General features: G+C 73.4%; 19 protein-coding genes. 7 read left to right on the forward strand and 12 right to left on the reverse strand.

The window, feature by feature from the left end:
- Nucleotides 1–224: 224 nt before the first annotated feature.
- A complete protein-coding gene (locus AC3CCI_RS10175; protein ID WP_488627106.1) occupies nt 225–926 on the reverse strand; it encodes a DUF2238 domain-containing protein in 702 nt (233 codons plus the stop codon).
- A 1-nt stretch (nt 927) separates the two neighbouring features.
- Nucleotides 928–1,866: an endonuclease/exonuclease/phosphatase family protein gene (locus tag AC3CCI_RS10180; protein WP_488627107.1), complete on the reverse strand. Its 939-nt coding sequence runs from the start codon at nt 1,864–1,866 to the stop codon at nt 928–930.
- Nucleotides 1,867–2,004: 138 nt separating this feature from the next.
- Here AC3CCI_RS10180 and tcuA point away from each other — a divergent pair, with 138 nt between their 5' ends.
- The 7 genes from tcuA (at nt 2,005) to AC3CCI_RS10215 (ending at nt 9,674) form a co-directional block, all read left to right on the forward strand.
- Complete coding sequence (tcuA, locus tag AC3CCI_RS10185) at nt 2,005–3,537, forward strand: FAD-dependent tricarballylate dehydrogenase TcuA (RefSeq protein WP_488627108.1); 1,533 nt, start codon at nt 2,005–2,007, stop codon at nt 3,535–3,537.
- 3 nt (nt 3,538–3,540) lie between these two features.
- Nucleotides 3,541–4,260: a GntR family transcriptional regulator gene (locus AC3CCI_RS10190; protein ID WP_488627109.1), complete on the forward strand. Its 720-nt coding sequence runs from the start codon at nt 3,541–3,543 to the stop codon at nt 4,258–4,260.
- Nucleotides 4,261–4,354: 94 nt separating this feature from the next.
- A complete protein-coding gene (locus tag AC3CCI_RS10195) occupies nt 4,355–5,398 on the forward strand; it encodes a Bug family tripartite tricarboxylate transporter substrate binding protein (RefSeq protein ID WP_488627110.1) in 1,044 nt (347 codons plus the stop codon).
- Nucleotides 5,395–5,985, forward strand: a complete 591-nt coding sequence (locus tag AC3CCI_RS10200; RefSeq protein ID WP_488627111.1) for a tripartite tricarboxylate transporter TctB family protein — start codon at nt 5,395–5,397, stop codon at nt 5,983–5,985. The genes AC3CCI_RS10195 and AC3CCI_RS10200 overlap by 4 nt, the downstream gene beginning before the upstream one ends.
- A 3-nt stretch (nt 5,986–5,988) precedes the next feature.
- Nucleotides 5,989–7,545, forward strand: coding sequence for a tripartite tricarboxylate transporter permease (locus AC3CCI_RS10205; protein WP_354595498.1), 1,557 nt, complete (start codon nt 5,989–5,991; stop codon nt 7,543–7,545).
- 201 nt (nt 7,546–7,746) lie between these two features.
- Nucleotides 7,747–8,550, forward strand: coding sequence for a sugar phosphate isomerase/epimerase family protein (locus AC3CCI_RS10210; RefSeq protein ID WP_488627112.1), 804 nt, complete (start codon nt 7,747–7,749; stop codon nt 8,548–8,550).
- Nucleotides 8,547–9,674: a Gfo/Idh/MocA family protein gene (locus AC3CCI_RS10215; protein ID WP_488627113.1), complete on the forward strand. Its 1,128-nt coding sequence runs from the start codon at nt 8,547–8,549 to the stop codon at nt 9,672–9,674. Before AC3CCI_RS10210 ends, AC3CCI_RS10215 begins: the two co-directional genes overlap by 4 nt.
- Nucleotides 9,675–9,866: 192 nt before the next feature.
- Here AC3CCI_RS10215 and AC3CCI_RS10220 read toward each other — a convergent pair whose 3' ends face one another.
- The 10 genes from AC3CCI_RS10220 to AC3CCI_RS10265 form a co-directional block, all read right to left on the reverse strand.
- The gene (locus tag AC3CCI_RS10220) at nt 9,867–10,139 is read right to left on the reverse strand and encodes a hypothetical protein (RefSeq protein WP_488627114.1); all 273 of its coding nucleotides are present in this window, start codon (nt 10,137–10,139) and stop codon (nt 9,867–9,869) included.
- Nucleotides 10,140–10,483: 344 nt separating this feature from the next.
- Complete coding sequence (locus AC3CCI_RS10225; protein WP_488627115.1) at nt 10,484–11,206, reverse strand: SDR family NAD(P)-dependent oxidoreductase; 723 nt, start codon at nt 11,204–11,206, stop codon at nt 10,484–10,486.
- A gap of 3 nt (nt 11,207–11,209) precedes the next feature.
- Complete coding sequence (locus tag AC3CCI_RS10230) at nt 11,210–12,487, reverse strand: sialidase family protein (protein WP_488627116.1); 1,278 nt, start codon at nt 12,485–12,487, stop codon at nt 11,210–11,212.
- Nucleotides 12,484–13,284 (reverse strand): HpcH/HpaI aldolase family protein, encoded by an 801-nt coding sequence (locus AC3CCI_RS10235; RefSeq protein WP_354595492.1) that lies wholly within the window; start codon nt 13,282–13,284, stop codon nt 12,484–12,486. Before AC3CCI_RS10235 ends, AC3CCI_RS10230 begins: the two co-directional genes overlap by 4 nt.
- 65 nt (nt 13,285–13,349) lie before the next feature.
- Entirely contained in the window at nt 13,350–14,345 is a 996-nt protein-coding gene (locus AC3CCI_RS10240) for an aldo/keto reductase (protein WP_488627117.1), read from the reverse strand.
- On the reverse strand, nt 14,342–15,172 hold the full coding sequence (locus tag AC3CCI_RS10245; RefSeq protein WP_488627118.1) for an ABC transporter ATP-binding protein: 831 nt from the start codon (nt 15,170–15,172) through the stop codon (nt 14,342–14,344). Before AC3CCI_RS10245 ends, AC3CCI_RS10240 begins: the two co-directional genes overlap by 4 nt.
- Nucleotides 15,165–16,052, reverse strand: a complete 888-nt coding sequence (locus tag AC3CCI_RS10250) for an ABC transporter ATP-binding protein (protein WP_488627119.1) — start codon at nt 16,050–16,052, stop codon at nt 15,165–15,167. Before AC3CCI_RS10250 ends, AC3CCI_RS10245 begins: the two co-directional genes overlap by 8 nt.
- The gene (locus tag AC3CCI_RS10255) at nt 16,049–17,050 is read right to left on the reverse strand and encodes an ABC transporter permease (protein WP_488627120.1); all 1,002 of its coding nucleotides are present in this window, start codon (nt 17,048–17,050) and stop codon (nt 16,049–16,051) included. Before AC3CCI_RS10255 ends, AC3CCI_RS10250 begins: the two co-directional genes overlap by 4 nt.
- Nucleotides 17,047–17,982: an ABC transporter permease gene (locus tag AC3CCI_RS10260; RefSeq protein ID WP_488627121.1), complete on the reverse strand. Its 936-nt coding sequence runs from the start codon at nt 17,980–17,982 to the stop codon at nt 17,047–17,049. The genes AC3CCI_RS10255 and AC3CCI_RS10260 overlap by 4 nt, the downstream gene beginning before the upstream one ends.
- A gap of 2 nt (nt 17,983–17,984) precedes the next feature.
- Complete coding sequence (locus tag AC3CCI_RS10265; RefSeq protein WP_488627122.1) at nt 17,985–19,562, reverse strand: ABC transporter substrate-binding protein; 1,578 nt, start codon at nt 19,560–19,562, stop codon at nt 17,985–17,987.
- Nucleotides 19,563–19,594 lie beyond the last annotated feature (32 nt).

The following is a 19,594-nucleotide window of genomic DNA, read 5'->3' on the forward strand; positions in this document are numbered from 1 at the left end:
TGCACCTCGGCGACCGTCAGCTCGCCGGCCGGGGGCGCATCGCCTACCGCCGCGACGTTGTCACGGGCATCTCGGCCCGGCCGCTCGACCCGGGCAACGCGCCGTGGTTGCGCACCTACCGGGCGCTGCACTCGTTCACGGTGCACGGCACCGACGGCCTGCCCTGGTCGCGCTGGCTGCGGGCCGACCCGGCCGGCGTGTTCACGCGCCTCGGCTGGGCACCGTCACCGGTGGTGGACGCGCGGGCGGCCGTGTCCGAGGGCGTCGGGCCCGACGCCGACCGCGCCACCGTCGACGCCGGACGAGGAGGCGCGCGCGACACGCCCGCGGACGTCGCCCCCCACGACGAACGGCATCGCCAGCCCGGCCAGGAGCGACCCGAGGCCGCCCGCGGCGAGGTCGCCGATCGTGTCGTCGTAGCCCACGAAGATCGCGGAGTCGACGAGGGTGTGGCCCGCCCACTCGCCCATCTCCCACAGGGTGCCCGCGGCGAGGCCGAAGGCGACCGTCAGCACGACTGAGCCGACGCGGGCGGAACGCCCCGCGCCTCCTCGTCCGGCGTCGTCCGGCGAGACGACCCAGCCGACGCGCCGGGCGAGCACGACGACGACCGCGGCCAGCAGGCCGTTGAGCACGAAGTGCACGACGGTGTCGTAGCCGGCGACGCGGGTGTAGAGCTCGAAGACGCTGCTCCAGGCGGCCCCGAGGACGGCGACGCCGACCATCAGGTCGACCGAGGCGCGCAGGCCCAGCATGCGGGGCACGAGGGTGCCGAGCAGCGCCAGCATGAGCACCGCGATCTCGACCACGCCCCACCCGACGCCGACCACGACGACGCTCAGGGCGGCGACCACCCGGACGGCGTCGGCGACGTACTCGAGCGTGCCGTGCGGGCGGCGGAGGAAGGCCTCGGCGACGGTGGGCATCTCAGGCCTCCTGGGGGCGGTGCTCGGACGGGGACTGCTCGGACGGGGACTGCCCGGACGGCCAGCGCACGACGGCGTGCACGGGGTCGTGGTCGGAGGGGGCGACGCCGCCGGGGCGGAGGGCTCCGACGCCCGCCCGGTCGACGTGGGCCGCGCCGTCGACGAGCAGCCAGTCGAGGCGACGGCCGCCGACGCGCGGCGGCCCGTAGTCCGAGTACGAGCCCCAGCCCGGGTCGAGGCGTTCGCCGGCGACCTCGCGGCTGTCGACGAGTCGTCCGCGGGTCAGCTCGCGGTGCGCGGGCGAGCCGACGACGGCGTTGAAGTCGCCCATCACCGCGACGGGACCCTCGAGGGCGTCGGTGAAGGTGCGCAGCTGCACGGCCGAGTGCCGCCGCGACCGGGCCGAGAGGTGGTCGAAGTGGGTCACGACGACGTGCAGCCGGGCACCGGTCGCCCGGTCCTCGAGCTCGGCGTGGACGGCCGTGCGGGGGATCATGTTGCCGTAGGTGTGCGAGCCCGGCACGCGGGGCGTCGCTGACAGCCAGAACGACTCGTGCCGCACGATGGTGAGCCGGGTCGTGTCGACGTGCAGTTCGACGCGCTCGCCGCCACGGTCGCGGTCGCGCCCGGTCCCCACCGAGGCGTACCGCTCGCCGAGTGCCTCCGAGAGCTGCGCCGACTGGTCGGGCAGCGCCTCCTGGATGCCGAGCACCGCCGGGGCCTCGGCCTCGAGCAGGAGGCGCAGGGCCGGCAGCCGGGACGCCCAGCGGTCCGCCCGCGCGTGCCTCGTCGAGAGCACCTGGGGCATGCGACGACGGATGTTGTAGGTCATGAGGTGCAGGTCGGGGGCGTCGACCGGGCCGACCGTCGGGGCGACCCGGACGCCGTCCGCATCGGAGGTGGCGGGGGAGGGGGCGGTCGGGTCGGTCGGGGGCGTCATGACACGGGCGACGGTAGGCCGTCCTCGGGTGACGTGCCCGGTCGGCGGGACCGGACGCCCTCGTGCCTCGGGCCCCCGGGGTCGACACCGGGGCTAGTTAGTGTATACACTAATGGTCCGTCTCGACGAGGAGAACCCATGCCCGACACGTCCCTGCCCGAGTCCGTCGACGTCGTCGTGGTGGGTGGTGGCAACGCCGGTTTCACGGCGGCCCACGCCGCCGCCTCGCGGGGCCGGAGCGTGCTGCTCCTCGAACGGGGCGGCGAAGCCGAGTCGGGCGGCAACAGCTACTACACCGCCGGGGCGACCCGCATCGCGCACGACGGACTCGCCGACCTGGTCGACATCGTCGAGCCCGACGACCGGCACGACGTCACCGAGGTGCCGCCGTACCCCGCCGCCGAGTACGCGGCCGACCTCCGGAAGGTCACCTCGGGCCGCAACGACCCCGACCTGACGGCCGTGCTCGTCGACGAGTCGCGCGACGCCGTCGCCTGGCTGCACGACCTGGGCCTCCGCTACCGCCTCATGTACGAGCGCCAGGCCTACGAGCGCGACGGCGGCGGCTACCTGTTCTGGGGCGGGCTCCACCTCGGCAACGTCGACGGGGGCAAGGGGCTGATCGCCGACCACCGCGCGGTCGCCGATCGGCTCGGCTACCGGGTCGCCTACGGGGTCCGCGTCACCGGGTTCGTCACGTCGCCCGACGGAGGCGCGGCGGAGGTCGGTGACGCGGCGGCGGGAGGCGCGGCGCCGGTGTCGGTCACGGGCGTGACCTGCGTCGACGCCGAGGGTCGCGAGCACGAGGTGCGGGCCGAGTCGGTGGTCGTCGCGTCGGGCGGGTTCGAGTCGAGCCCCGAGCTGCGGGAGCGCCACCTCGGCCCGGGTTGGGGCTCGGCCGTCGTGCGCGGCACGCCCCTCAACACGGGCGAGCTCATCGAGGCCGCCCTCGACCTCGGGGCCGCCCGTGGCGGTGACTGGACCACCGCGCACAGCGTGCAGTGGGACGCCTTCCACCCCGACAACGAGGGCAACCGCGAGCTGACCAACCGCTTCACCCGCCAGAGCTACCCGCTCGGGGTCATCGTGAACCGTGAGGGCCGGCGCTTCGTGGACGAGGGCGAGGACTTCCGCAACTACACGTACGCCAAGTTCGGCGGGCGCATCCTCGGACAACCCGGCGGCATCGCCTACCAGGTCTTCGACGCCACGCTGCGTCCGATGCTGCGCACCGAGGAGTACGACATGCCCGGCATCAGCGTCGTGCAGGCCGACACGCTCGAGCAGCTCGCCGCCTCGCTCGACGTCGACGCGGACGCGTTCGTCGCGACGATCCGCGAGTACAACGCCTCGATCGACCTCTCGGTGCCGTGGGACCCGACCGTCAAGGACGGCCGGCGGGCCGACGTCACGCCCCCGAAGAGCAACTGGGCGACGCCCCTCGAGACGGGTCCGTTCTTCGCCTACCCTGTGACCTGTGGCATCACCTTCACCTTCGGCGGACTGGCGGGCGACGTCGACGGCCGGGTGCGACGCGACGACGGGTCGACCGTGCCGGGGCTCTTCGCCGTCGGCGAGGCGCTCGGCGGGCTCTTCTCCGGCAACTACCCCGGGGGTTCCGGCCTGGCGGCAGGGGCGGTGTTCGGCCGGCGGGCCGGCCTGGCCGCCTAGCCGGTGAGGTCGACCGGCGCCGCGGGTGCGGCCGCGGCCGACGACGTGCGCGGCGACGGGGCCGAGCGGCCCATGCGACACGACGGCGACTCGATCCACGACGAGTTGCGCGCCCAGATCCTCTCGGGCACCATCCCGCCCGGTGCCGCGTTGCGCGAGGTCGTGCTGGCCGAGCGCTTCGGCGTCTCGCGCACGCCCGTGCGGGCGGCGCTCGGGCGACTCGAGCACGAACGCCTGCTCGAGCGCGGTGCCCGGGGCCTCTTCGTCAAGCGCGTGGACGCGCGAGAGGTCGTGCAGGTCTACGACGTGCGCATCATGCTCGAGGCCGAGGTGGCGTCGCAGGCCGCGACCACCCGCGACGACCACGACCTCGAGCGGCTCGACGGGCTCCTGGCCCGCGACCGCGCTCTCGTCGAGCCCTCCGACCGCCTGCGCATGACGACGAACCTCGAGTTCCACGCGGCGCTGTGGGACGCCGCGCACAACCCCGTGCTGCTCGACCTGCTCGAACGGCTGTCGGTCCACCTGATCCACACCCCGAGCTCGACCCTGTCGGTGGGCGACCGCTGGGTCGAGGCCCTCGACGAGCACGCCCTGATCGTGGCGGCGATCCGCGAGCGCGACGCCGTGCGCGCCGGTGCCGTCGCCCGGCGGCACATGCAGCGCGCCCGCGAGATCCGGCTCGACCTGTTGCGCCTCGAGGTCGACGCCGAACTGGGCTGACCCGCCCGGCCGAGCGCGCCTCCTCGTTGACGTCGGGGGCTCGTCACTGTATACAGAGTGTGACGAAGACGTCGACGATCGATCAGGAGCAACGGTGCCCGAAGACGAACGTGCCCCCGGCGGGGGCCTCCGAGACCGCATCGGCCTGGGGGTGGTCGTGGCCCTCGCGATCGCCGTCGTGGTCGCCCTCGTGACGACCAACCTGACCCGCAGCGCCAGCCCGGCGACCGCCATCCAGGCCGCCCTCGGGGGCCAGCAGCTGCGCATCATGGCGCCGGCCAACCCCGGCGGCGGCTGGGACCAGACGGCGCGCGCCATGCAGTCCTCGCTCGCCGACGTGATCGGTCGCAGCGAGGTCTACAACGTCGGAGGCGCGGGCGGCACCCCGGGCCTCGCCCAGTTCGTCCAGCACCGCGGCGACGCGAGCCAGCTGATGGCCACCGGCGCGATCATGATCGGCGCCGTCATCACGAACGAGTCGCCCTACTCGTTGCAGGACGTCACGATGCTGGCCCGGTTGAGCACCGAGTACCTCGTGCTCGTCGTGCCGGCCGACTCCGAGATCGAGTCCCTCGACCAGTTCGCCCAGCTCATGCGCGACGACGTCGGCGCCCAGTCCATCTCGGGCGGCTCGGCGGGCGGGGTCGAGCAGATCCTCGCCGGCCTCTTCGCGCAGGCGGCCGGTGCCGACCCGGCCGAGGTCTCGTACGTCGCCCACTCGGGTGGCGGCGAGGCGCTCACGACCCTCCTCTCGGGTCGGTCGACCGCCGGTATCTCGGGCATCAGCGAGATCGCGCCCTACATCGCCGACGGCTCGGTGCGGGCGCTCGCGGTGTCGAGCCCCGAGCGGGTCGAGAACCTGCCCGACGTGGCGACCTTCCACGAGCAGGGCCTCGACGTCGAGCTGCAGAACTGGCGCGGCGTCGCCGCGCCCCCCGGCATCAGCGAAGAAGACGAGGAGGCGCTGGTCACCATGCTCACCGAGATGCACGACACCGAGGCCTGGGGCGACATCGTCCAGACCCGCGGCTGGGGCGACGAGTTCCTGACCGGCCCCGAGTTCGACGAGTTCGTCGCCGCGCAAGAGGAGACCATCGGCACGGTCCTCGACGACATCGGGCTGGGAGGCGACCGATGAGCGCCCGCCGGCGCGAGAAGTCGGGGCCGCCCGGCCTCGACACCACCGAGGTGCGGACGGTCCGCGACCGCCGCGCCGCGCCTCCGTCGTCCGTCGCCGCGCGGGCCGTCGACCACCCGGCGGTGGTCAGCGGCGCCGTCACGGCCGTCGTGGGCCTGCTGCTCGTCGTGGCCGCGGTCGTCGTGCTGAGCGACGCCGCGTCGCTGCGCCCGACGAGCGAGCCCCTCGGGCCCGCGGCCTTCCCGACCATCATCGGGGTGCTGCTCGCACTGGTGGGTGCCGCGCTCGTCGTCGTGAACCTGCGGTTCGTCCTGGTCGTCGTGCGTCGCGGCGTCGGCCCGGTCAGCCCGCGCCTCTGGAGCGTGCTCGGCCTCTTGGCCGGCATCGTCGTCTACGGGCTGCTGCTGCCCTTCGTCGGCTTCACCGTCGTCTCGGTCGCCCTGTTCGTCGCCGGGGCCCTCGTGCTCGGCTCGCCGCGCCCGTGGTGGCGGCTGGCGCTCTACGGGCTCGTGCTCGCCGGCGTCATCGTCCTGTTGTTCGACCGCGTGATCGGCCTGGCGCTGCCGGCCGGACCCTGGGGGTTCTAGACCATGGACCAGTTGAACCTGCTGATGCAGGGCTTCGAGGCGGCGCTGACGCCCGAGAACCTGCTCTGGGCGCTGCTCGGCGTCACCATCGGCACCGCGGTGGGCGTGCTGCCCGGCATTGGGCCGGCCCTGACGGTCGCCCTGCTGCTGCCCATCACGTTCCGCCTCGACCCGGCGGCGGCGCTCATCCTGTTCGCCGGCATCTACTACGGCGGCATGTACGGCGGGTCGACGACGTCGATCCTGTTGAACACCCCGGGGGAGTCCGCCTCGATCGTCTCGGCCATCGAGGGCAACAAGATGGCCAAGGCCGGTCGCGCCGCGTCGGCCCTCGCCACCGCCGCACTCGGCTCGTTCGTCGCCGGCACGGTCGGCACGATCGCCATCACGTTCGTCGCCCCCTGGGTGGCCGACTTCGCCGTCCAGCTCGGGCCGCCCGAGTACGTCGCCCTCATGGTGATCGCGTTCGTGACCGTGTCCGCGCTGCTCGGCCCGAGCCTGTTGAAGGGCGCCGCCAGCCTGCTGATCGGCCTCACCATCGGACTCGTCGGCATCGACGCGCAGTCCGGCCAGGCCCGGCTCGCCTTCGGCAACGGCGGCCTCTTCGACGGCATCGACGTCGTGCTCGTGGTCGTCGGCCTGTTCGCGATCAGCGAGGCGCTCGGGCACGTCCTCGCGAAGACCGGCCGCACGACCGTCCAGCCGGTCAAGGGTCGGGCGCTGTTGACCCGCGACGAGTTCAAGCGCTCGTGGCCCGCGTGGCTGCGCGGCACGGCCCTCGGGTTCCCGATCGGGTCGCTGCCGGCCGGAGGGGCCGAGATCCCGACCTTCCTGTCGTACGCGACCGAGAAGCGGCTCTCGAAGCACAAGGACGAGTTCGGCCACGGCGCCATCGAGGGCGTGGCCGGGCCCGAGGCCGCGAACAACGCCGCCGCGGCGGGCGTGCTCGTGCCCCTGCTGACCATCGGGCTGCCGACCTCGGCCACGGCCGCGGTCATCCTCACGGCGTTCCAGTCGTACGGCCTGCAGCCCGGACCGACCCTGTTCGCCGAGTCCGGCGACCTCGTCTGGGCCCTCATCGCGTCGCTCTACATCGGCAACGTCATGCTGCTCGTGCTCAACCTGCCGCTGGTCAAGGTGTGGGCCCGGGTGCTGACCATCCCGGCGTGGGCCATCTACGCCGCGGTCGTCGTGTTCGCCTGCCTGGGCGCCTACTCGGCGGGCGGGTCGACCACCGACCTCTTCCTGCTGGCGGGCATCGGTGCGCTCGGCCTGCTGCTGCGCATCGCGGACATCCCCGTCGCGCCCGCCGTCGTGGGGCTCATCCTCGGGCCGCTGCTCGAGCAGCAGCTGCGTCGGGCGATGATCCTGTCCGAGGGCGACCCGGGCATCCTCGTGTCGAGCCCGCTGACCGTCGGGCTCTGGATCGCCATCGCCGTCGTCCTCGTGGTGCCGGGGGCCCTGTCGCTCGGCCGTCGTCGTCGGCGCATCCTCGCCGAGCGCGTCGAGACCGGCGCCGTGCGCACGGTCGACGACCGCGAGACGGCCGGCCGGCGGTGAACCCGGGAGGCGCGGGTCGGCCACCGTCCGCGCCTCCCGACCCGCGCCTCCCGCGGTCGCAGGTGCCGCCGAGACCGATGGGCGACGACCGTCGTGCAGATACGTTCGGTGTCGATTCGCGTCGATCTTTTGTCAACGGTCGACACAAGTGGCAGAGTTGACGCGAGCCACCCGCCGTCACCACGACAAAGGAGTCCCCCCATGACCTCGTCACCCTCCGTGCAGCTCTACACGGTCAGAGAGGCCGTCTCGGCCGACCTGCAGGGCGCCGTCGCCCGCATCGCCGAGATCGGCTTCACCAAGGTCGAGCCGTACTCGTTCGTCGAGCGCGCCGACGAGTTCGAGAAGGCCTTCGCCGACTCGGGCGTCATCGCACCCTCGGGCCACGCGCCGGTCATCGACTCCGACGAGCCCGAGCGGGCCTTCGCCGCCGCGGTCCAGCTCGGCATCGGCACCGTCATCGACCCCTTCATCCCGAGCGACCGCTGGCAGACCGCCGACGACGCCCGGGCGATCGCCGACCGCGTCAACGAGTTGCAGGTGCTCGCCGCGGCGTCGGGCCTGCGCTTCGGGTACCACAACCACCAGTGGGAGTTCGCGAACCAGGTCGACGGCCGGCCCGTCTACGACTTCTTCCTCGAGCGCCTGAACGACGACGTCGTCCTCGAGATCGACACGTTCTGGTCGACCGTCGGCGGCATGGACACCCCGGCGCTGCTGCGCTCGCTGGGTGACCGCGTGCAGTTCCTGCACGTCAAGGACGGCAAGATCTCGGGCGACATCGCCACGGCCCTGCCGAGCAGCGAGAGCGCCCTCGAGGTGCCCGACGCGCTCGCCGCCGCCTTCAAGAACCAGACCCCGGCCGGCCAGGGCGACGTCGACGTGGCGGCCGTGCTCGCCGCGGCGCCGCACGCGCTGCGCGTCGTCGAGTTCGACGACTACGCGGCGGACGTCTTCGACGGCGTCGCCGAGTCGTTCGCCTGGCTGCAGGAGAACGACAAGTGAGCGGCCTCGACACCGCGGCCCCCCGCACGGGTCGCGTCGGCGTCGGCGTGATCGGCGCGGGTGTCATCAGCGGCACCTACCTCGAGAACATGACGCGGTTCGCCGACCTCGAGGTGCTGTTCGTCGCCGACCTCGACCTCGACCGCGCCAAGGCGCAGGCCGAGACGTACGGCGTCCCGGGTCACGGCACGGTCGACGAGCTGCTCGCGATCGACGAGATCGAGATCGTCGTCAACCTGACGATCCCGGCCGTGCACGCCGAGGTCGGGCGGCGGATCGTCGCCGCGGGCAAGAACGTCTGGAGCGAGAAGCCGCTGGCCCTCGACCACGAGTCGGCCCGCGACCTGCTCGCGGCGGCCGAGGCCGCGGGCGTCCGCGTGGCCTGCGCGCCCGACACCGTCCTGGGTGCCGGCGTCCAGACCGCCATGCGCGCCATCGCGCGCGGCGACATCGGCCAGCCGCTGACGGCGACCACGATGTTCCACGTGCCCGGGCCCGAGTCGTGGCACCCCAACCCCGACTTCCTGTTCGCGATCGGCGCGGGGCCCCTGTTCGACATGGGGCCGTACTACGTGACGACGCTCGTGCACGCTTTCGGCTCGGCCAGCCGGGTCAGCGCCGTGTCGTCGAAGTCGTTCGACACGCGCACGGTCGGCAGCGGCCCCCGCGCCGGTCAGACCTTCCCCGTCGAGGTGCCGACGCACCACGCGGCCCTGATCGAGTTCGCGGGCGGGCAGTCGGCGCAGTCGACGTTCTCGTTCCAGAACGCGCTGCCGCGCATGGGGTTCGTCGAGATCAGCGGCACCGAGGGCACCCTCGTGCTGCCCGATCCGAACACGTTCGAGGGCGACTCGAGCCTCTGGCGCTTCGGCCGGGACGAGCCGGAGACCCTGACGGCCGTGGGCTCGACCTACGGCCGGGGGTCGGGCGTGCTCGACCTCGCCCGGGCCATCCGCGGCGGGGACGCCGAGCGGGCCAGCGGGGCCGTCGCCTCGCACGTGCTCGACGTCCTGCTGGCGATCTCGTCGGCCGCCGAGCAGGGCTCGCCCGTCGCCGTCGAGTCGGCCGTGCAGCAGCCCGTGCCGCTCGACGAGGGCTGGGACCCGTCGGCAGCGACGCTGTAGCGGGGAGCGACTCGCCGGACGCCTGACGTGTGGCGCCGGTCGCCGGTCACACGACGCACGACATGCCGCCCACCTCTCGAGGTGGGCGGCATGTCGTGTGAGGGGGTGGGGCGTCCTCGTGGACGCGACCCGCGCCTCCTCGGGGCACGGTCGCACGGGTTCAGGTCGTGCGACCGGACGGGGTGGCGGGGACTACGCGGTGCGGACCGAACCGGTCGCCGTGTGGATCGACCCCGTGGCGGTGCGGACGGACGACGTCACGGTCGAGAGGCGGCGCAGGGCGCTCGCCGTGTAGCGGCCGATCGAGAGGTCGCGACGGGCGGCCGTGCTGACGTAGGCGCCGGGCGCGACGTCGGCGGCGACCGGGCCCACGTACGAGCCGACGGTCGAGAGGTCGGTCGAGCCGACGTAGCGGCCGCCGAGGGGGGTGACGGCGGTGCGGGTGGTCGTGGTGCTGGTGTTCACGGTGACTCCTCGGGGCTGGGTGGGTGCTGCTGGTCGGGGGCTCGCGATCGGTTCGATCGAGCGGGCGGTGACCGGCGGGGGAGGGCGTCGCCGAGGTTCTCGACGGTGGCCCTGGCCTCCGTCGGCGTGGACACCACTCTACGCCTTCTTTTGAATGAATCAAAACAACGGTGGGGCTGCGCATCGGTTTCCGGACATCTACCCGGGGCAGGTCGCACCACGCTCGCGTCGTCGAACCACCCCGGAGGGTGGTTCGACGACGCGGCGGTGGTGCGGCCCCCGCGGCCCCCGCGACCCGTGCGGCCGACGGATGACGCCCCGTGACGTCGTGGCCCGCCCGGGCCTCAGAGCGAGGCGCCTCCGCAGACGACGAGCGCCTGCCCCGTGATGCTCCGCCCGTGCGGCCCGAGCACGAACGCGACGAGCGCGGCCACGTCGACCGGGTCGACGAGCGCGCCCAGCGGCGGCACGACCGGAGCCGAGGAGGCGCGGGCCGGGTCCGCGAGCATCGGCGTGTCGGTGGGGCCCGGTGCCACGACGTTGGCGGTGACGCCGCGGGGCGCCAGCTCGGCCGCCCAGCTGCGGGCCAGCGCGACCTGCGCCGCCTTGGTCGCCGCGTACTGGCTCTTGCCCGCGACGCCGACGGCGGTGCGGCTGCCGATCAGCACGATGCGGCCGCCGTCCGAGAGCCGGTCGACGAGCGCGTCGACGAGGGTGGCCGCCGCCCCGACGTGCACGGCCCACATGCCTTCGAGGGCGGCCGGGTCGAGCCGGCCCAGCGGCGCGGCGACCTGGAAGCCGGCGGCGTGCACGACGGCGTCGACCGGCCCCACGTCGGCGACCGCGGCCCGCACGGCGGCCGGCACCGAGAGGTCGCAGCCGATCCAGGCGAACCCGTCGCCGAGGTCGACGGGACGACGGCTCAGGCCGGTGACGTGCCAGCCCCCGGCCAGCAGGTACTCGGCGATAGCCCGCCCGATGCCCGAGCTGCAGCCCGTGACGACGGCGTGCCGGCCGGCACCTGTCCCGACCCCCGTCGGCACGGCATCCGTCCCTGCGTCGGCCACGTCTCAGTCCACCCGGCCCGGGCCGGGCAGGTCGGCGGGCGACAGGCGCACGTGGCGGATCACCCGGCGGTGCCAGGTGTAGGCCACGTGCACGGCGCCGTCGCTCGTCTGCGTGATGCTCGGGTACGACAGTTCACGGTTGAGCCCGTCGCGCGAGTTGTTCGAGAGGCACCAGCCGTCGCCGTCCTCGAGGTCGACGCGGTGCGGCCAGCTGCGGCCGCCGTCCGACGACACGGCCAGCGACATCGGCGCTCGGGGGGTGCCCCAGAACGCCGTCCGGCCGTCGCCGGCCCGCGCCTCCTGGTCGGTGACGATGCCCCCGTCGGCATCGGCGTCGGCGTCCACGCCGGGCGGCGTCGCCTGCTCGACGATGCCGGACTCGTCGATCTCGTCGTAGAGCCCGAGCCGGCGCTCGGTCGTGGCGTCCGCACGGCGGTGGTTGTAGACGATCGCGAGGCGACCGTCGGCGAGCGGCACCCACTGCACCGACGAGTTGTTGTTGGGCAGCTCGGTCGCGACGGGCCGCGACCAGGTGCGGCCGCCGTCCGTCGAGCGCGACTCGTGCACGGCGTCGGCCCAGCGGCTGCGGAACAGCGCGAGCAGCGACCCGTCGGGCAGTTCGTGGACGTTCATGTGGACGGCTCCGGTGCTGCCCGGGACGGCGACCTCACCCCACGTGGCGCCGCCGTCCCGGGAGGTCATGACCGAGCTCGTGTCGTGGTCGCCCACCCACGCGCGCCCGGGGGTCGTCACGCAGCGGAAGACCGGCACGAGCAGGTCGCCGCCGCGGGTCACGAGCGGCGGTTGGCGCACGAAGACGCCGCCGACCTCGTCCGCGGCGAAGAGGGTCGAGGGCTCGCCCCAGGTGCTGCCGCCGTCGGTCGAGACCCGGCGGCGCACCTCGGCGGAGTCCTGGTTGCCGGCCCGCTGCGCCGTGTAGAGCAGCCAGACGTCGCCCGACGGGGCGACGAAGAGCACGGGGTTCTGCTCGGAGCGTGCCGGGTCGTCGCTCAGGCGGACGGGCTCGGACCACGTGTCGCCGTCGAGCGTCGACGACCAGACGTGGATGTCGGACACGCCCTCCTGCGTGCCGCCGAACCAGACGCAGGCCAGGCGGCCGTCGGGCAGCTCGGCCAGGTTGGCCGCGTGCGACTGGACCGTGGCCGTCGGCAGGTACGCCCAGGCACGCCCGTCCTCGTCGGGCCGCAGCCGACCGTCCGCGACGAAGCCGTCCGGGCCGACCGACGCCGTGTCGGCCGCGGGGGCGTCCTCGGTGCTCACGCCGCGCCTCCCGCGGTCGCGTCCGCGTCGTCGCCCGCCAGCGCGCGCTGCAGGTGGTCGCGCGCCGCGGCCTCGAGGTGGTTGAGGTCGCCGGCGACCGTGGCGAACGTGTAACCGGCAGCGAGGCGCTGTCGGGCGACGTCGCCGTGCGGGGTGTGGATGCCGGCCGCGACGCCCGCCGCCTCGGCCGCGGCGGCCACGCGGACGAGTGCCGCGTCGAAGGCCTCCTGCACCGCCGGGTCGCCGGGGTAGGCGCCGCCGACCGCGATGCACAGGTCGCTCGGGCCGACGTAGAGCCCGTCGAGCCCGGGGGTCGCGGCGATCGCCTCGACGTTCGCGAGCCCGTCGGGCGTCTCGATCATGGCGAGCACGAGCGTGGTGTCGTCCGCCTCGGCGGGCACGGGGCCGATGCGCAGGCTCGACCGCATGGGCCCGTACGAGCGGCGTCCGTGCGGCGGGTACTTGGCGCTGCGGACGGCGGCCGCGGCGTCCTCGGCGGTGTCGACGAGCGGCACGATGACGCCGGCCGCGCCCGCGTCGAGTGCCTTGCCGATGGGCGTGATGTCGTTCGCCTCGACCCGCACCAGGCCGGCCGAGGTCTGCCCGGCGTCGATCGCGAGCAGGCCGGTCATCATGCCCTGGTAGCCGAAGAGGCCGTGCTGCGCGTCGAGGCAGACGTAGTCGTAGCCGAGTCGCGCGATGCGCTCGGTCGCCGGCGGGGCGTCGAGGGTGACCCAGTAGCCGACCGCCTTCTCGCGGTGGCGGATCGTCCGGGCGAAGTCGCTGGCGGTGCTCATGGTTCTCTCTCTCGTGCGGGGCGTGCGTGCGGGAAGGTCGGGAGGCGGGGGTCAGGAGGTGCGGGTCACCGGGCGTACGGAGGCATCGGCCCCCGCAGCGACCGTCCGACCTCGTCGCAGGCCGCGACCACGTCGTCCGGCAGCGGCCCGTCGGCGATCGCGGAGGCGTTGGCGGTCAGCTGCTCGGGGCGCGACCCGCCGAGCAGCACCGAGCCGACCCCCGGGCGGTGGGCGACCCAGCGCAGGGCGAGCTCGACGAGTGACAGCCCGGCCTCGGCGGCGACGCCCGACAGTCGGTCGATCGCGGCGAACAGCCCGGCGTCCCAGTACCGCTTCGTGTACATCTCGGCGAGGGCCGAGTCGCCGAAGCGACCGGCGACGGGGGTCTCGTCGAACCGGTGGCGACCGGTCAGCAGGCCGCCCCCGAGCGGGTTGTAGACCATCGTCTCGATGCCGTGGACGCCCGCGAACTCGAGGTACTCGTCGTCCAGGCGTCGGGCGACGAGGTTGTAGAGCTGTTGGGCGACGACCGGGCGGGGCGCCCCGACGGCGTCGGCCACGCGTTCGACGTCGCCGATCTGCCAGGCGGCGTGGTTCGAGACGCCGAGCGCGAGCAGCTTGCCCTCGTCGACCAGGGCGGCGACGGTCGACAGGGTCTCGTCGAGCGTGGTCAGCCGGTCGGGCTGGTGCAGGTAGAACAGGTCGAGCCGGTCGGTGCCCAGGCGGCGCAGGCTCGCCTCGACGCTCGCCCGCAGGGCGACGGCCGACAGCGGGGGCAGCCCTCCGGCGTCGGCGTGCGGCATGCCGGCCTTCGAGGCGAGCACGACGTCGTCGCGTCGCCCGGCGAGCAACCGGCCGAGCATGGTCTCGGTGACGCCGCCCACGTAGGCGTTGGCGGTGTCGACCCAGCGGACGCCGGCGTCGAGCGCCGTGTCGAGCATGCGGCCGGCGGTGGCCTCGTCGACGGTGTCGCCGAAGGTCATCGTGCCGAGCACGAGCCGGGGAGGCGCGGTGCGCGTCCCGGCCTCGTCGGCGGTCGTGACGGTGTCGGTCCGGGTCATGCGGTCACTCCGGTCGAGAGGCTGCGGACCACGTGGCGCGGCTTGACGCCCGTCATGGTCGCGGGGTCGAGGGCGGCCCGGCGGAGGCGGCGCGTGTAGTCCTCGGCGGGCGAGGTGAGCACCCGGGCGGTGTCACCCTGCTCGACGACGGCCCCCTGCTTCATGACCAGCACGCTCTCGCTGATCTGCTGCACGACGCCGAGGTTGTGCGAGATGACCACGTAGGTGATGCCCGTGTCGACCTGGATCTCGCGCAGCAGCTCGAGCACCTGCGCCTGCACCGACACGTCGAGGGCGCTCGTCGCCTCGTCGCAGATCAGCAGGTCGGGGCTCGAGGCCAGCGCCCGGGCGATGCCGATGCGCTGTCGTTGGCCGCCCGAGAACTCGTGCGGGCGACGGTCGAGCGCCGTCGAGGGCAGCCCGACCCGGTCGATCAGGCGGGCGGCCTCCGCGGCGCGGTCCTGAGCCGACCGGACGCCCCGCAGCCGCAGCGGCTCGGCGACGATGTCGCGGGCGCTGAGGTGCGGGTCGAGCGAGCCGTAGGGGTCTTGGAACACCATCTGGAACCGGTGCCTCAGGGGCCGCAGCCGCGCCTCCGACAGGGTCGCCAGGTCGGTGCCGTCGAGCACGATGCGCCCGCTGGTCGGTTGCAGCAGCCGCATGACGGCCTTGGCGATCGTCGACTTGCCGCAGCCCGACTCGCCGACGATGGCGAACGTGCTGCCGCGGCGCACCGAGAACGACACGTGGTCGACGGCGCGGTGGGCGCCCGTGCCGCTGCCGTAGTCGACGACCAGGTCGTCGACCTCGAGGATGGTGTCAGACACGGGTGGCCTCCGGGCGGTCGTTGCTGCGGGTGGTCGTGGGCGCGCCGGGGGTCTCGTCCCAGGCGCCCAGGGTGGGCACCGCGGCGAGCAGCCCCTGCGTGTAGGGGTCGGCCGGGTGCTCGACGATCTGTCGGACGTCGCCCGACTCGACGAACACGCCCGCCCTCATCACGTGGATGCGGTCGGACACCAGGCGCGCGACGCCGAGGTCGTGGGTGATCATCAGCAGGCCGATGCCGCGCTGCTCCTGCAGTTCGAGCAGGAGGTCGAGGATGCCGGCCTGCACCGTCACGTCGAGGGCGCTGGTGGGCTCGTCGGCCACGATGAGCTGCGGCTCGCAGGCCAGCGCGATCGCGATCAGCACGCGCTGCAGCATGCCGCCCGAGAGCTGGTGCGGGAACTTCTTGAGCTGGGCCGTCGGGTCGGGGATGTGCACCTGTTCGAGCAGTCGCACGGCTCGCGCGGTGACGCCGGCGCGCCCACTGGCAGCCCCGGCGATCCGGATCGCCTCGCCGAGCTGCGAGCCGATCGACCGGACCGGGCTGAGCGCGGTCATGGGGTCTTGAGGGATCAGGGCTACGGCCCGCCCGCGGACCTTCCGCACCGCCGAGGCGTCGGCGAGCACGTCGAGCCCGGTGATGCGGACGTGCCCCGAGACGACGGCGAGGTCGGCGGGCAGCAGCTGCAGCACGCCCATGGCGGTGGTCGACTTGCCCGAGCCGGACTCGCCGATGATCGTGACGGTCTCGCCGCGGGCGATGTGGAACGAGACGCCGTCGACGGCGCGCACGACGCCGTTCGCCGTCATCAGCTCGATCTGCAGGTCGCGCACCTCGAGCAGCAGGTCGGGGTCGTGGCCGTCGGCGGTCGCGAGGCTCATGCGGGTGTTCCCTTCTCGGGGGCGGCGGGCGTCGGACGGGCGGCGGACGCCGGAGGGGCGGCGGGCGTCGAGGGGCGCAGCCCGACGAACCGACGGAGGCGCGAGGCCGCCGACCGGCGCGGCCGGTCCCGCAGGGCGTCGCCCAGCAAGTTCACCCCGACGACGAGCAGCACGATGAACAGGCCGGGGATCGTGACCATCCACCACGCGGTGGTGACGTAGTCCTGACCGTCCGAGATGATCCGGCCCCAGGTGGCGAAGGGCCGTTGCGGGCCCGCCCCGAGGAAGCTCAGGGCGCTCTCGAGCAGCACCGCCTGCGCGAGCAGCAGCAGCACGACGAGCGTCGCCTGCTTGATCACGTTGGGCACGACGTGGCGCAGCAGGATGGTGAAGCGGTTCAGGCCGAGGGTCCTGGCCGACGAGACGTAGGGCTTCTCGCGTTCGACGAGGACGAGCGACCTCGTCAGTCGCGCGACCTCCGGCCACTGGGCGATCGCGATGACGAAGGTGATGACGGGTATCGACGGGCCGAACAGGGCCACGACGAGCAGCAGCATCATGAGCAGCGGCAGCGACATCTGGGCCTCGAGCAGGCGGCTGATCAGGGTGTCGGCCCAGCGTCCGTAGAAGCCGGCGATCGAGCCGAGCACGACGCCGATGGCACCCGAGACGATGACGGCGAGCACCCCGATCGCGAGCGAGACCTGCCCGCCGTGCAGCACCCGCGACAGCAGGTCGCGGCCGAGCTGGTCGGTGCCGAACAGGTGACCGGCCGTGAACGGAGGCGCGAGGCGGTTGCCGAGGTCCTGGCCGTTCGCGTCGGGCAGCGGCAGGGCCTGGGCCAGCACGATCGGGACGATCACCACGAGGGCGCAGATCGCGCCGACCCACAGCTTGACCCGTGCGGCGGAGGAGCGCCGGGCCGCCTCCGACCTGGAGAGCAGGCGGGGCGTGACCGCGGTGGGTCGCGCCTCCCCGGTGGTGTCGATGCGGCTCATGCGGCACTCGCCTTTCCGAGCCGCACGCGCGGATCGAGCAGGGGGTAGGCGAGGTCGATCAGCAGCTGCACGCCGACGGCGAGCAGCGACGTGACCAGCACGGTCGCCTGGATGAGGGGGTAGTCGCGGGTCTCGAGCGCCCGCACGATGAGCGACCCGACGCCGGGCCAGGCGAACACGACCTCGACCACGACGACGCCGTTCAGCATCGCCGCGAAGCGGGTGCCGAGGGCCGTGAAGACGGGGATCGCCGAGTTGCCCATGGCGTAGCGCCAGGTCAGGGCACGCTCCGAGACCCCGCGCGAGCGGGCCACGGTGAGGTAGGGCGCCGAGAAGTTCGTCGCCATCTCGCGCCGGACGAGCCGCGAGATGAGGGCCACCTGCAGGATGGCGATCGTCACCGTCGGCAGCACGAGGCCGCCCCAGGTCGCGAACCCCGAGGCGGGGAAGACCGGGATCACCACGGCGAAGGCGCTCAGCAGCAGGATGCCGGTCCAGAAGTCGGGCATCGACTGGCCGGCGATCGCGACGACGTTGACGCCGGTCTCGCGGCGGGTGTCGGTGCGACGGGCCATCCAGACGCCGAGGGGGATCGACACGACCGCGGCCAGCAGGATCGCCGCGAACGACAGGGTCAGCGTGTACGGCAGTCGTTCGAGCACGACCTGCACGGCCGGGGCCTGGAACGAGTACGAGGTGCCGAGGTTGCCGGTGAACAGTTGCTGGAGGAACACGCCGTACTGCTGCAGCAGCGGATCGTCGAGGCCGAACTGCTCGCGCACGGCGGCCAGCTGCTCGTTCGTGGCGAGGGGGCCGGCGTAGGCGACGGCGGGGTCGCCGGGCGCGAGGCGGATCAGCACGAAGACCGTCGACACCGTGAGGAACACGGTGAGCAGGCCCTGGCCGAGGCGCTTGAGGATGTAGGTCGCCACGGTCAGGCCCCCAGTCGGACGGTCGAGAGCGGGTAAGAGTTCGACGACGCGAGCTCGAGGCCCTCGACGCGCTCGCGGCGGGCGAGCACCGACTTGGGCACGAAGGCCCAGGCGCACGGCCAGGTGTCCCACGCCGCCTGCTGCGCCTCGGCGAGCCGCTGCTGGCGCAGGGTCGCGTCGGGCTCGGTCGAGGCCCGGGCGATGGCCTCGGCGACGTCGGGCTGCACGTAGCCCTGGTAGGTGTCGCGGGTCTGCTCCTTCTCGGCGGTGCCCGCGTACATGCCCTGCAAGATGGTCAGCGCCAGGCCGGTCGGGGCCGAGAAGCCGTTGCCCAGCAGGTCCCAGTCCCCGGCCTTGCCCTGACGCCACTGCAGGATGTCCCCGCCCGGCTCGAACTGCTGCAGGGTGGTCCGCACGCCGATCGCCCCGAACATCTCGACGAGGGCCTCCATGATGAAGGTGTCGCCCGCGAACTCGCCGGTCTCCCAGATGATGCGCAAGGTCAGGTCGCTGGCCCCGAGCTCGGCGAGGGTGCTGCGGGCCAGGTCGGGGTCGTAGGTGTACTCGCCGGTCTTCGCGTAGCCGAGCAGGCTCGAGGGCACGACGCCGTCGGCCTGCGTCACCGAGTCGGTCAGCACGTCGCGCACCAGGGCGCGGCCGTCGATCGCGTGGCTGAGCGCCTCGCGCACCCGGGCGTCGGCCAGCGGGTGCCCCTCGGGCTTGCGGAAGTTGTAGAAGATCTGGTTGATGCGCAGGCTCGACGCCTCCTCGAGCGCGATGCCGGGCAGGCCCTGCAGCTGCGTCGCCGAGTCCGGGGTGATCGAGTCGATGACGTCGACCTCGCCGCTGCGCAGGGCGATGACGCGGCTGGACTCCTCGGGCAGGAACCTCACCTCGACCCGCTCGACTCCCGGTGCCTCGCCCCAGTACTGCTCGTTGCGCGTGAGGCTGTAGGTGCCCGCGCCACGGTTGAAGCGCGTGACGACGAACGGGCCGCTGCCCACGCCGTCCTGCAGCTCCTCCGGCGCGTTGGCCGCCGCCGGGGTGATCAGGATGTTGCTCATCAGCGCGTCGAGCACGGGGATCGGCTGCGACGAGTCGAGCGTGAAGGTGCGCTCGTCGATCGCGGTGACGGTCGGGAACTCGGGGAAGAAGCTGGCCACGAACGAGCCCTGCACCTGTTCGTACATCTGCAGGGCCGTGGCGACGTCCTCGACCGTGACCGGCGTGCCGTCCGAGTACTGCACGCCCTCGCGCAGCCGGACGGTCCACCGGGTGTCGCTCGTCGGCTCGAAGCTCTCGGCGAGCACGAGCTCGGGGGTGATGTCGGGGCCGATCCGCGTGAGCGCCTGCCGCACGGCACGTTGCACGGTGACGGCGGCGTCGAACTGGTTGAGCTTGTTGTCGAGGCTCACCAACGAGCGGTTGAGGGCCAGCGTCAGCGTGCCCGGGCCCGGCAGGCCGGTCGGACCGGCGCAGCCGGCGAGGCTGGTGGTGGTCACGAAGAGGCCGGCCGCGGCACCCCATCTCAGCAGGGTGCGGCGCGACATCTCGTGGTCCGCGAACGGAACGGTCATCATCGACCTCTCGATCCAGGGGTTCGACGAGGTCG

It is taken from the genome of Frigoribacterium sp. CF331 (assembly GCF_057787905.1).

Coding starts and splice junctions, on each gene's coding strand:
- AC3CCI_RS10235 (WP_354595492.1), bottom strand. CDS start 13,284: ATGAGCACCGCCAGCGACTTCGCCCGGACGATCCGCCACCGCGAGAAG.
- tcuA (WP_488627108.1), top strand. CDS start 2,005: ATGCCCGACACGTCCCTGCCCGAGTCCGTCGACGTCGTCGTGGTGGGT.
- AC3CCI_RS10210 (WP_488627112.1), top strand. CDS start 7,747: ATGACCTCGTCACCCTCCGTGCAGCTCTACACGGTCAGAGAGGCCGTC.
- AC3CCI_RS10175 (WP_488627106.1), bottom strand. CDS start 926: ATGCCCACCGTCGCCGAGGCCTTCCTCCGCCGCCCGCACGGCACGCTC.
- AC3CCI_RS10255 (WP_488627120.1), bottom strand. CDS start 17,050: ATGAGCCGCATCGACACCACCGGGGAGGCGCGACCCACCGCGGTCACG.
- AC3CCI_RS10205 (WP_354595498.1), top strand. CDS start 5,989: ATGGACCAGTTGAACCTGCTGATGCAGGGCTTCGAGGCGGCGCTGACG.
- AC3CCI_RS10240 (WP_488627117.1), bottom strand. CDS start 14,345: ATGACCCGGACCGACACCGTCACGACCGCCGACGAGGCCGGGACGCGC.
- AC3CCI_RS10180 (WP_488627107.1), bottom strand. CDS start 1,866: ATGACGCCCCCGACCGACCCGACCGCCCCCTCCCCCGCCACCTCCGAT.
- AC3CCI_RS10265 (WP_488627122.1), bottom strand. CDS start 19,562: ATGATGACCGTTCCGTTCGCGGACCACGAGATGTCGCGCCGCACCCTG.
- AC3CCI_RS10200 (WP_488627111.1), top strand. CDS start 5,395: ATGAGCGCCCGCCGGCGCGAGAAGTCGGGGCCGCCCGGCCTCGACACC.
- AC3CCI_RS10250 (WP_488627119.1), bottom strand. CDS start 16,052: ATGAGCCTCGCGACCGCCGACGGCCACGACCCCGACCTGCTGCTCGAG.